Here is a 12,012-nt window from a genome sequence, read left to right as displayed (position 1 = left end):
CAGATGCCAAGAGAATAATTACGAGAATTATTGCGGTCCAATAAGCATTTAAGGGGCATGCAGCCGCGCTGCATGCCCCTCAAATCAACGCTGTTCGGGACAGGCAGTTCTCAGGTCTTGAACGCCTCAAGTCTCGAAGGCCTCAAGTCTTACCCATGCAGTCTTCGATGTAGAACCAGCGGTCGTCGCCCGCCAACCCCTTCTGCTTGACCTCGCCGCGGCAGGCCTTGAGCTTGGACTTGTTGGCGCTCCATTTGGCCTTCATGTCCTTCAGCTTCGCGGCGGTAAGCTTCATTCTTGATGGCTTTGCCGCCGGAGTCGGCGTGGTGGCCGCCGGCGCGGCGGTCGGAGCGGTGGAGGTTTGGGCCGAAGCCGTGTTGAGCATGCCGGCGACAAGCAGCACGGCGGCGAGACAAATTCCGGTACGGAGCATGGAAGGATTCCTCTGATCTGTTGATTGGTCTTGATGGGATAGCGAGACATCGCGGGAGCAGAATTGCGTCCCGCGATGCGACCCGCGATCAGAAGATCTTGACGGCGCTTTCCAGCGTCTTCCAGACGCCCCAGGCCAGCGGGATGCCGACGAAGGCCCAGAACAATGCGGCCCTGCCGTCGAGTCCGCCGAACCCGATGCCGTAGGAACCGGATGGCCCGGACGCGCCCGCAGTGGCTGTTGCTGCCTGCAGCTTGGCTACATCGGCCTCGCTCATGTGCCACTTATGGTCGACCGGCTTGATCAGGTAGTTGCAGATCAACCCGGCAATCAGCATCGCGCACAGGATGTACATCGTGGTGTTGTACAGCTGGTCGCGCGGAACGCCGGCCGCAAGCTGGAACTCGCGGATGTAGTTGACCACGACCGGGCCGATGATGCCGGCCGTCGACCACGCCGTCAGCAGACGGCCATGAATGGCGCCCACGAACTGGGTGCCGAACATGTCGGCGAGATAGGCCGGCACCGTGGCGAAGCCGCCGCCATACATCGACAGGATGATGCCGAAGCCGAGCACGAACAGAAGCTTCGAGCCCATCGCGGCAAAGGTCGGCGCCAGCGCGTAGAGCGCGATGCCGAGGATGAAGAACGTATAATAGGTGTTCTTGCGGCCGATCTTGTCCGATAGCGACGCCCAGAAGAAGCGGCCGCCGATGTTGAACAGCGAGAGCAGCCCGGCGAAGCCGGCCGCGATGCCGGCGATCGTCGCCTTCTGCGTGGCGTCGAGCGCGTTGAAGCCGACATCAGGCAACCCGATCAGCTTGCCGGCGAAGATTTCCTGCAACATCGGCGACGCCATGCCGATCACACCGATGCCTGCCGAGACGTTGAGGCAGAGCACCCACCAGATCAGCCAGAACTGCGGCGTCTTGTGCGCATCCTTGAGGTGAACGTTGTTGGTCGAAATCATCGCATTGGCTTTGGCCGGTGCGGTCCAGCCTTCGGGACGCCAGCCCGCCGGCGGAATGCGATAACGGAAGGCACCGATCATCATGAATACGAAATAGATCACGCCCATCGCAACGAAGGTTTCCCAGACACCGACCGAGGTCGGCGACTTGAAATAGTTCATCAGCAGGTTCGCCAGCGGCGCACCGATCATGGCGCCGCCACCGAAGCCCATGATCGCCATGCCGGTCGCCATGCCGCGGCGGTCGGGGAACCATTTCACCAGCGTCGACACCGGCGAGATGTAGCCGAGGCCAAGACCGATGCCGCCGATCACGCCGGAGCCGAGCCACAGCAACCAGAGCTGGTGCGTGTAGACGCCGATGGCACCGAGGAAGAGCCCGCCGCACCAGCACAGCGCCGAGACGAAGCCCGCCTTACGCGGTCCGACGCGCTCCAGCCAGCCGCCCCACACCGCGGCAGCGATGCCGAGCAGAACGAAGAACAGCGTGTACATCCACCCCATGCTGGCGACCTTCCAGTCGCAGGTGGTGGTGAACAGCTCCTGCATCAGCGACATGTCGGGGCAGGCCTTGGGCGCGGTCAGACCGATCGCGCGCGACAGCGGCAGCCAGAACACGCTGAAGCCGTAGGCCATGCCGATGCACAGATGAATGCAAAGCGCGGCCGGCGGCACCAGCCAGCGATTAAAGCCGGCGGTCGCAATCGTCCGTTCCTTGTCGAGAAACCCCGCTCCGGCGCCGGACACCGTTCCGGCACTGCTGATCGTCGTCATTGATGTCTCCCCCTGCAGCCGCCCTTGACGGGCGCTTCTGCCGTGCACGATCCCGTTGTCCTCGGCGCCGCCGCGGAGCAATTCCCACATTGCTGCCCCGCACAATTCCAGGATGCGCCGGGATCGATAAGCGCATTCGAGAACTATAAACCCCAGACACCACCCACTATGCCAAATGCGGTGCCAACCAACTTCGGCGAAATTTGGCCTGTCCCGGAACCGTTTTGTGTCCTGCACAAAAACGCGACGTACCTCCGCAAGCCCACGGAGAAATCTAATTGGGACAGAAGCAAGGATCGGTGTCGATAGGCAAAAGGTAGGTATCACTCAACCGACGCGACTACCCGATGACAGGTGGCGCATCATTGGATTTCCCTATCGAGCCATTCGATTTCTCGATCAGGAAAACAATGCGGGCCTCGCCGCGTTCCGAGATTTCGACCTTGTCGCCGGTTTCCCGGATCAGGTTGGGAATATCGATCACTGACAACGGATCGGTGCAATGAACTTCGAGGAAGTCGCCGGGCGCAACCGCCTTCAGCGCCTTGCGTGTCTTCAGCGCCGGCAGCGGGCACTTGAGGCCGGTGAGATCGAGGGTTGTCTTGGTCATGTCACGAACATGGCGAAGCAGGCGCTAACGGTCAAATAGCGCTTCTTTCGAACGAAGTGACTACCGGTTCGTCAAGAAAATGCATCAAAATGAGTCTTACAGCAGGCCTGCGTAGGACAGGAACCCGACCGTCTGGCCGGGCTCGACCTGGGTGACGTCTTCGCCGAGTTCGACCAGGCCGTCGGTGTCGACCAGCGAGGACAACAGCCCCGCGCCCTCCCGCGGAAATTTTACCGCTTCGACCGCGCCGTCGGCGGCCTTGCGCAGGCTGACGCGGACATATTCGCGGCGCGCGATTTTCTTTTTGTAGGCAAAGCCCGCACGGACCGGCATTGGCGCCAGCACCTCGGGCGCGGCGCCTGACAGCGCCAGGATGGTCGGCCGCACCACGTGAACGAAAGTAACAAAGCTCGCCACCGGATTGCCCGGCAGGCCGATGAACGGCGTGCCGTCGATGATCCCCATCGCGACGGGGCGTCCCGGCTTGATCGCCATCCGCCAGAGCACCAGTCTGCCGACGCTTTCGACGGCCGCCTTGACGTGGTCCTCCTCGCCGGTCGAAACGCCGCCCGTGGTGAGGATCAGGTCGTGGCTGCCTGCCACCTGTTGCAAGGCACGAGCGAGCGAGGCGCGGTCGTCCCTGAGGATGCCGAGATCGCTGACGTCGCAGCCGAGCCGGGCCAGCATCGCCATCAGCATGAAGCGGTTGGAGTCGAACAGTTGCGCCGCACCGCGCGCTTCACCGGGCGAAACCAGCTCATTGCCGGTCGAGAACACCGCGACGCGGATGCGCCTGACGACGCTGAGCTCGGTCAGGCCGAACGCCGCGGCGAGCGCGATATCCTGCGGCCGTAACCGACGGCCGGCCTTCAACGCGGCGAGACCTGCGGGAATGTCCTCGCCGGCAGGCCGTACATTGGCGCCCGGCTTCAGCCCTGCCGGCAGCACGACCTGGCCGTCTTCGAGGCGGACGTCTTCCTGCATGAACACGGTATCGGCGCCATCCGGCATCGGCGCACCGGTGAAGATGCGCATTGCCTGTCCCGGTTCGACCGGCGCCGGTGCGGCGCCGCCCGCCTGAACGCGCCCGGCGACCGGAAATGCCTGCGCGTCCCGACGCGGCAGGTCGCGGCTCGCCACCGCGTAACCGTCGACCGCGGAATTGGTGAAGGGCGGCAGCGGCAGTGGCGCGGCAATGTCGCGCGCGAGAATCCGGCCGTCGCCCCGCGCGAGCGCAACGGTCTCGACATCCGGCACCGGCGTGACGCGCGCGGCGATGAGGCCGACGGCCTCGTCAACCGACATCATCGGGCCGCCGAAGGCAAAGCAATCGTCGGACAATTGCGCCATGTGCGTGATCAGCCCTCAGCTTCGCTCTTGGCCAGCAGATCGTTGGCCAGGAGATCATCGACCGGCATCGCCGACCGCAGCATCATGGCCGCAATGGCCTCGATATCATCGAGATGGGCCGTCGGAAGCGTGGTTTCAACCGCCGTGTCGGTTGCGATGCCGACCACGCCGGGGTCGTCGGGGAACAGCAGCGGTTTGGCGTTGGCGGCGCGATGCACCTCGATCTTGCGGTGCGGCTCGCGCTTGAAGCCCTCAATGACGACAAGGTCGACCCGCGACATTTTCGCCAATAGCTCCGGCAGCCTCGGCTCGCCGGCGCCGCGCAGCTCATGCATCAGGGCCCAGCGCCGGGTCGACGACACCAGAACTTCGGTCGCGCCGGACTCGCGGTGCCGCCAGGAATCCTTGCCCGGCACGTCGACATCGAAGGCATGATGGGCGTGCTTGATGACGGAAACGCGCAGGCCCTTCTGCAGCAAAAGCGGGATCACCCGCGTCAGCAAGGTGGTCTTGCCGGCGCCGCTCCATCCCGCGAGGCCTATGACTTTCATCGCATTCTCCGGCATTCCCTTCCCGTCATTGCGAGGAGCCAACGGGTCCGGCCTTTGGCCGGCCCGATGATAAACTCCGCGACGACGCAATCCATTCTTTCTTTGCGCGGTTAGATGGATTGCTTCGCTTCGCTCGCAAGGACAGGACAGGACAGGCGTATTCGCTCGATCTCTCAAATGCTTTATATCGGCTGACAGCCATTGTCATGCTAACCTGCCGACATGATGAAAATCGACAAGGCCCCCGTCCCCCTGATCGTACCCAACCCGGATGATCCGCGGCTGACCGAGCGCGTCACCGGAACCGACCAGACCGGCGCTGCGGTCGAGATCCGGGTGCCGGTGGAACGGCCGCTGACGCTGTATCTGAACGCGCAGGAGATCGTCACTATGATGACGATCGGCGACTATCCGGAATATCTCGCGCTCGGCTACCTCCTGAACCAGAACATGCTGAAATATGACGACGTCGTCACCGAGGTCGAATACGACGACGATCTGCAGGTGGTGGTGGTGCGCACCGAACACCACACCAACTTCGAAGCGAAACTGAAAAAGCGCACGCAGACTTCCGGCTGCGCGCAGGGCACCGCGTTCGGCGATCTCCTGGAGGCCGTCGAGAGCGTCGCGCTCCCGAAAGCCGAGCTGCGCACTTCATGGCTCTACCAGATGACGCATGCGATCAACACCATGCCCTCGCTCTATCTGGAGGCCGGTGCGATTCACGGCTGCGTGCTGTGCAAGGAGGGCACGCCGGTCTGCTACACCGAGGATGTCGGCCGCCATAACGCGGTCGACAAGATCGCGGGCTGGATCTATCGCCACGGCGTCGATCCCGGAGACAAGATTCTCTACACCACCGGGCGTCTCACCTCCGAGATGATCATCAAGACGGTGCGAATGGGGATTCCGATTCTGGTCTCGCGCTCGGGCTTTACCGCCTGGGGCGTCGAGCTGGCGCGACAGGTCGGGCTGACCTTGGTCGGACGCACCAAAGGCAAGCGTTTCATCGCACTGTCCGGCCAGGAGCGCATCGTGTTCGACCAGAACCTTGCCTTTGTCGAAGAGGAATCGGCGCGGCACAAGCGCAAGGGCGAAGACCGTGACGACTGAAATTCTGGGCGTCCTGCTCGCCGGCGGGCTGGCGCGGCGGATGGGCGGTGGCGACAAGCCGATGCGCACGATCGGCGGCCGCACCATTCTGGAACGCGTCATCGCGCGGCTCGAACCGCAATGCGATGGTCTCATTCTCAACGCCAATGGCGATCCCGCCCGGTTTGCGGCGTTTGGCCTGCCCGTGATCCCCGATGGCGTCGCCGATTTCCCGGGACCCCTCGCCGGCATTCTGGCAGCGCTCGACTGGGCCGCGGCCAATCGCCCTGACGTGTCGCTGGTGCTGAGCGCCGCCGGCGATTGTCCGTTCCTGCCGCGCGATCTGGTGTCGCGCCTCCATGGCGCGCTGACGTCGGAGAACGCCGAACTCGCGGTTGCCGCGTCCGACGGACAGTCGCATCCGGTGATCGGACTGTGGAGCGTCGGTTTACGCGAACAACTCCGCCACGCGCTGGTGGTCGAGGACGTCAGAAAGATCGACCGCTGGACCGCGCGCTACCGGCTCGCCACCGTGACCTGGCCCGTGACGCCGCTCGACCCGTTCTTCAACGCCAACACCATGGACGACATCGCCGAAGCCGAACGGCTGGCAGCGCTGGACGGCGGCTGAGACGGGCTTCGATTTCTTCAGCGTTCCAGAACGCAGGGGCCGCAAACCCAATTCAATTCGCGGCCATTTCGTCGAACAGCCCGCGCATCCAGTCGATCACGACGCGCGACGCGGGGTTGCGCTTGAGATGATTTTGCACGAGAAGCCACACCTCGAGCCGCCGCGGCAGCAACGTCGCGCGAAGACTTCGGTCGGCCAGCAACGCGCCGCAAACATGCTCGGGCAGTATCCCGACCGCCTGATGCGACTGGACCAGTTTGCGTATCACGCGAACATTGTCCGTGATGCATCGGCTTCGCGCCTTGAGGCCCTGGGCCTTCAGAAAAGCCGTCTCCGCCGTGTTGTCGAATTCATCAGGGTATCCGCAAATAACCGGTTCCTCGCCGGCGTCAATCGTCTCGCGTGGCTCGAACAGGTAGAGGCGGACGTCCGCGAGCTTCGTAATCGTGAAATTGCCCTTCTCCGGCTTGCGCAACCGCACGGCCAGGTCGGCCTCCCAGCGCGCAAAATTGACGTTCTGTCCGGAGGTCAGGAACTGCAGCGTCAGACCGGGATTGCGGACCAGAAACTCCGCCGACTTCGGCGCCAGAATTTCCTCGGCCAGCGAATTGGTGGTGGCAAGGCGAATGCGTCCGGCAACGCCACGCGCCGCATTTCCGAGTGCGCCGATCTCGGCCACGTGCCGGGCGATTTCCTGAACATGGTCGAGAATCGATTCGCAATGCGCCGTCGGCCGCCGCACGCCATCGGTCGCTGCAAACAGGGTCACGCCCAATGTCTTTTGCAGACGCGCCAGCCGCCGCGAAATCGTGGTTTCGTCCATGCCGAGCCGAATGCCGGCACCGGCGAAAGTGCCGCTGTCCCGGATCGCGGCAATGATGCGCAGGTCGTCCCAATCCATCGCAACCGACTATCACATCCGGCGGCCGCCTGCAAAATTGCAGCAATCCTTCTCAATCTTCCTGCATCCATACCGGCAATCTGCCGGCGGCGCCGTTGAACCCGGTCGCCGCCGGCGACGACTACTGGACGCCGCTCCGGGGTCGCCGGGCGGAAATCGAGAATTCCAAATGATCGACTTTCTGTGGGACGTTGTGGTCTTCACCTTCCGGGCGATCAATTTCGTCCTGGATATCGTGGTAACTGCCTCGCGAATGCAGCGGCTTGCCCGGCTGTTCACCGGCAGCGATGCGATCGTCGAGGTGCCGCCGGAGCCAAAGGTTCTGCCAGCTGCGGCGCAACGTGCACTTGCGGAAGCCGATGCGCGCCGCCACGACGGCGCGGCCTTCATCGACAAATATGTCAGCCCGTCCTGCAAATAGCTTCGTACCTCACGCCGCCAGCGGAACGTTCCAGGCATCGTAGCCATAGACCCAATCGGCATTGGTTTTTCCGCTGAGCCATTTATTGGCGCGCGAAGTCTGCTGGACCAGTTCCGTCCGCTCCTTCCGCGTGGCCTCAAAGCGGCGGAATGCGTTCGCGACGCCGTCGCGCTTTACGCCGTCGAGGCAACGCGACAGTACCGCGGCATCCTCGATCGCCATCGCCGCGCCCTGCGCCATATAGGGCGTCATCGGATGGCAGGCGTCGCCGAGCAGCGTCACGTTGCGGTCCGACCAGTGCGCCAGCGACTCGCGATCGACGATCGCCCATTTGTGCACATCCGGACACGCGGCTAGCACCTGCTCCACCTGGCGGTCGAAACCTTCGAACGCCTTGCGCAATTCCCTGACGTCGCCCTTCGCCGACCACGACTCGATGCGAAACTCCGGCTCCGGCTGGCTGGTGACGAGGTAGATCTCGCTGCGGTCCGGCTTGACGTAGTAGATGACGATATGGCGGTCCTCGCCCCACCATTTGGTGCAGTCGTCGATTTTCTCGCCGCCAAGCAGGGATGCGGGGTACGTCGTGCGGTAGGCGATGCGCCCGGTAAAGCTCACCGGCGTGGCGCCGAACAGAATGTCACGCACGATCGAATGAACGCCGTCCGCGCCGATCACAGCGTCAGCGGTCGCGGTTACGCCATTGGCGAATGTCAGCCGCACACCATCGCCGGTCTCATCCAGCCCGGCCAGTCTGTGGCTGAGCTTGACGCATTCGTCGGGCACGGCGCTCGCCAGCGCCGCATGCAGGTCGCCGCGATGCGCCAGCAGATAGGGCGCGCCGTACTTCTGTTCGGCGCTCTCGCCAAAAATCATGTCGAACTTGATTTCACCGGTGCGCCAGTCGCGGTTGTTCCAGGAGCGCGGATAGAACGACTGTCCGCGAAGTCTTTGTTCCAATCCCAGCCCGCGCAACACTTGCATGGCGTTGCAGCCGATCTGGATGCCGGCGCCGAGCCGCGCGAATTGCGCCGCCTGCTCGTAGACGGTGACGTCGATGCCCACGCGCCTGAACGCCGCGGCGGCGGCAAGCCCGCCCATGCCGGCGCCGACAATCGCAATCGACAGAGGTCTCGCCATTCCCATCCCCCGCGCAATCTTTTTTTTAGGCCGGCCGAAATCCCGCCTGCTCCAGCGCTGCGCGGCCTTCGTTCGACGCCAGCGCGTCGAGAAAGGCCTGCACGGCCGGCCGCTGCTTGCGCGCCTTTACCAGCGCAAAATCATAATGCTCTTCGGCAAAGGGAATGAAACCCAGGTTTGACGCATGCGCCACCGGCGCAATGGTCATGCCCCAGTCGGCGCGGTGCTGCGCCACGGCAGCCGCCACCGCATTATGCGAGCGCGGCTGATTCCAGTAGCCGTCGGGCGTCGCACCGCCGAGCAGGCGGTCGATCAGGATGCGCGTGCCGGCGCCCTGGTTGCGGTTCACCATGATGCAGGCGGGATCCGCGAGTGCGGCGCGCACCGCGTCCTCCGCGCTCAAGCCTTCAAATCGCCGGTCGCCCTGGCGGAACACGATGCCCTGCATCCGCCGCCAGCCGGAGACGAGTTCAAGCCCGTCCGCGAGATACGGCGTGTTGTAGGTTTCGGTGTTCTCGTCGAACAGATGGATCGGCGCGAAATCGCATTCACCGCGCTTGGCCGCCGCGAGGCCCCCGAGACTGCCGACTGAGATCGAACGCACGACGAGCCCGGCACGCGCCAAAGGCGCCGTCACGAGATCGAGCCCGGTGCAGTGGCTGCCGACAATCACCAGATCCGGCACCCGCACATGCGGCGTGAACAGTGTCACCTCGGCCTGCGCGCCTGCCGGCAACTGCTCGGCCAGCGCATCGATGCGCAGGAAGCCATCGGCCTGCGCAAACGACGTGATGGCGCCGGAGCCCTTGCCGGTGGGATAGGCGATCAGCCCGTCGGCGCCCTCGACCAGCGACACCATGACGAATTCGGCGCGGCCGAGTTCGGACGCGATCCGCACCGGGATTTTGGCGCTGACCTTGGCATCGGAACGCGGCGGCAGGCCCGCCATCCGCCGCAGCACCGGCACGATCATGTCGTGAAAGGTAAACATCGCCGAGGTCGGAAATCCCGGCAGGATAATCACCGGCTTGCCGTCGCAGACCGCGAGACACAGTGGCTTGCCGGGCTTCAGCGCGACGCCATGCGCGATGATGCCGGGTTGGCCAAGCCGGCCGATGATGCGATGGGAGACATCACCCGCGCCTTTCGAAGTACCACCCGAGAGCACCAGCATGTCGCAGGCATCGAGCGCCTTGCGCATCGCGGCTTCGAGCAGCGCTTCGTCATCGGCGATCGCGCCGAGAAACTCGGCCTCGCCGCCGTTCTCGGTGATCGCGGCCGTGACGATCGCGCCATTGGTGTCGTAGATCGCGGCCGGTCTCAAGGGATGGCCGGGCTGCACCAGTTCGTCGCCGGTGGAGAGGATGGCGACACGCGGCCGGCGCGCGACGGCGACCTGCGCGATCCCGCAGGCGGCCAGCATGCCGATCTCGCGCGAGCCTATGATCGTGCCGGCGCGCAGCAGCGCCTCGCCGCGTGCGATGTCGGAGCCGGCATAGGACACGAACTGCCCGGGCGAGGCCGCGCGGCGGATCTCGATGGCGCGGGCACCCGCCGGCTGGGTGTGTTCGACCATCACGACGGCATCGGCCCCGCGCGGCACCGGGCCGCCGGTGGCAATGGAAGTCGCCGTCCCCGACAGCACCGGTCGCATTGGCGCAACGCCGCAGGCGATGACCTCGTCGTTCAGCATCATCCGCACCGGCGAGGCCTCTCCGGCCGACGCCAGATCGGCGGAACGCACCGCAAAGCCGTCGACATTGGAACGATCGAACGGCGGCACGTCGATCGGTGCCACCACGTCTTCGGCGAGCGCACAGCCAAGCGCTTCCGCAAGCAGCCGGCTCTCATGCGGCACGGCGCGCGGAAACAGCGCGGCTTCGAACCGCGCCAGCGCTTCTTCACGCGACAGAATGGTCAGGAACTGGTCCTGATCGGCACTGTCAGGATTTTTCGCGGGATTTTTCGTCAACGGCGTCTTGCTCATGCGAAAGTTCCTATCACTCCCGCAACATATAGGCATCGACATCAGCGCCCGCCGCAAAGCCCTCCGAGCCGCTGGGTACCACGAGCCAGGCTTCAGCACGGGCGATCGCATCGAGCGACAATTCGCCGGCCGCCAGCGTGAGCCAGGCGCCCTGCTCGCGTTCGAGCAGCACGATCTCGGCGATGCCGACGCCGGAGGCGATCTTGCGCGCCAGCGGCAGATTCAGTGTCTTGCGCGGCCGGCGGCCTGACAGGCGATCGAGCGCGGGCATCGCCAGCGTCCACCACGCCGCGAACGCCTGATCCGGCGCGCCCGGCAGCACGACCACCGGCGTGGTATCGATGCGGCCGACCGCCGAGGTGCGGCCGGGCTGCAGCGCGATGCCATGCGCGAACACCTCGCCACGCCCGGCCAACGCCGTCACGGTCGCGTCGGCGCTGCCGACGCCGGAGCCGCCGACAACGAGCAGCAAGTCGCAGGCGCTGGTGTCGATCATAGCAGCGATCGATCCGGCATCGCGCGCCGTCGCTGTGAGAGTCACAACGTCGGCGCCCGCGGTCCGCGCGCTTTCGGTAATCCAATCGGCCGTCACCGTACCGCCGGGCACATTGACGATGTGGACGCGCGGACGCCGTACCATTAGCCGCTCGATCCCCGCGGCGCGGGCCACCAGCAGGTCACGCACGACGACGCGGCGCCCGGCCTCGACGACATGGCTTCCCGCGGCAATATCTTCGCCGGCGCGACGCACCCCCTGCCCCGGAATCGCTTCCGCCACCACCTGTGGGATCGGCCCCGAGACATCGACGGAATCGGAATCCAGCACGCAGTCGCAACCGCCAGGGATGGCCTCGCCGGCCTCGACCCAGACCGGCACCGCGGCCAATGGCACCGGCGAATAGGAGGACGCGCCGACGAGATCGCGGGCGCGCAATGCAAAGCCGTCGGTGGCCGCAATGTCGTGCGGCGGGTGCGCGGCGATCGGCGGCATTTCGGCCGCAATGCAGCGCAGCGCTTCATGGGGCGAAAGCTCGATCGGCGGCACCGGTCCGAGCCCGTCCAGCAACGCAGTCAGCGCCGCATCGAGCGGAGTAAGCGAAGCTGGCAGGCGCTGGTTCGGGGTCATCGCCCGCCTATGCCCTGAATCGAACC

General features: G+C 64.9%; 12 protein-coding genes. 3 read left to right on the top strand and 9 right to left on the bottom strand.

Annotated elements, in window-relative coordinates:
- Positions 1-142: 142 nt before the first annotated feature.
- From BLR13_RS24905 to mobB, 5 genes are all read right to left on the bottom strand, one after another.
- Complete coding sequence (locus tag BLR13_RS24905) at positions 143-433, bottom strand: hypothetical protein (protein WP_074818417.1); 291 nt, start codon at positions 431-433, stop codon at positions 143-145.
- Between the two features lie 88 nt (positions 434-521).
- Entirely contained in the window at positions 522-2,177 is a 1,656-nt protein-coding gene (locus tag BLR13_RS24900; protein ID WP_074831133.1) for an OFA family MFS transporter, read from the bottom strand.
- Positions 2,178-2,517: 340 nt separating this feature from the next.
- Positions 2,518-2,787 carry a sulfurtransferase TusA family protein gene (locus tag BLR13_RS24895; protein WP_074818418.1) on the bottom strand — a complete coding sequence of 90 codons (270 nt, stop codon included), beginning with the start codon at positions 2,785-2,787 and terminating at the stop codon, positions 2,518-2,520.
- Positions 2,788-2,883: 96 nt separating this feature from the next.
- Positions 2,884-4,137 carry a molybdopterin molybdotransferase MoeA gene (locus BLR13_RS24890; protein ID WP_074818421.1) on the bottom strand — a complete coding sequence of 418 codons (1,254 nt, stop codon included), beginning with the start codon at positions 4,135-4,137 and terminating at the stop codon, positions 2,884-2,886.
- 8 nt (positions 4,138-4,145) lie between these two features.
- Positions 4,146-4,688 (bottom strand): molybdopterin-guanine dinucleotide biosynthesis protein B, encoded by a 543-nt coding sequence (gene mobB / locus BLR13_RS24885; RefSeq protein ID WP_074831135.1) that lies wholly within the window; start codon positions 4,686-4,688, stop codon positions 4,146-4,148.
- Between the two features lie 222 nt (positions 4,689-4,910).
- Between mobB and BLR13_RS24880 the strand changes: the two genes are divergently transcribed.
- Positions 4,911-5,801 (top strand): formate dehydrogenase accessory sulfurtransferase FdhD, encoded by an 891-nt coding sequence (locus tag BLR13_RS24880; RefSeq protein WP_074818424.1) that lies wholly within the window; start codon positions 4,911-4,913, stop codon positions 5,799-5,801.
- Positions 5,791-6,411 (top strand): molybdenum cofactor guanylyltransferase MobA, encoded by a 621-nt coding sequence (gene mobA / locus BLR13_RS24875; protein WP_074818428.1) that lies wholly within the window; start codon positions 5,791-5,793, stop codon positions 6,409-6,411. The genes BLR13_RS24880 and mobA overlap by 11 nt, the downstream gene beginning before the upstream one ends.
- 52 nt (positions 6,412-6,463) lie before the next feature.
- Here mobA and BLR13_RS24870 read toward each other — a convergent pair whose 3' ends face one another.
- On the bottom strand, positions 6,464-7,312 hold the full coding sequence (locus BLR13_RS24870) for a LysR family transcriptional regulator (RefSeq protein WP_074818431.1): 849 nt from the start codon (positions 7,310-7,312) through the stop codon (positions 6,464-6,466).
- A 169-nt stretch (positions 7,313-7,481) separates the two neighbouring features.
- Here BLR13_RS24870 and BLR13_RS24865 point away from each other — a divergent pair, with 169 nt between their 5' ends.
- Positions 7,482-7,733 carry a hypothetical protein gene (locus BLR13_RS24865; protein ID WP_074818434.1) on the top strand — a complete coding sequence of 84 codons (252 nt, stop codon included), beginning with the start codon at positions 7,482-7,484 and terminating at the stop codon, positions 7,731-7,733.
- A 9-nt stretch (positions 7,734-7,742) separates the two neighbouring features.
- Here the strand turns inward: BLR13_RS24865 and BLR13_RS24860 are convergent, their stop codons facing one another.
- Genes BLR13_RS24860 through BLR13_RS24850 form a run of 3 tightly spaced genes read right to left on the bottom strand, consistent with a single transcriptional unit; the run spans position 7,743 to position 11,986 of the window.
- Positions 7,743-8,873, bottom strand: coding sequence for an FAD-dependent monooxygenase (locus BLR13_RS24860; RefSeq protein ID WP_079585980.1), 1,131 nt, complete (start codon positions 8,871-8,873; stop codon positions 7,743-7,745).
- Positions 8,874-8,898: 25 nt separating this feature from the next.
- Entirely contained in the window at positions 8,899-10,860 is a 1,962-nt protein-coding gene (locus BLR13_RS24855; RefSeq protein WP_074818438.1) for a molybdopterin biosynthesis protein, read from the bottom strand.
- A gap of 13 nt (positions 10,861-10,873) precedes the next feature.
- The gene (locus BLR13_RS24850) at positions 10,874-11,986 is read right to left on the bottom strand and encodes a molybdopterin-binding protein (RefSeq protein WP_074818441.1); all 1,113 of its coding nucleotides are present in this window, start codon (positions 11,984-11,986) and stop codon (positions 10,874-10,876) included.
- Positions 11,987-12,012 lie beyond the last annotated feature (26 nt).

Origin of the sequence: Bradyrhizobium ottawaense (assembly GCF_900099825.1) — a bacterium.
GTDB lineage: Bacteria > Pseudomonadota > Alphaproteobacteria > Rhizobiales > Xanthobacteraceae > Bradyrhizobium > Bradyrhizobium ottawaense_A.
This window is presented reverse-complemented; position numbering and strand designations above follow the sequence as displayed.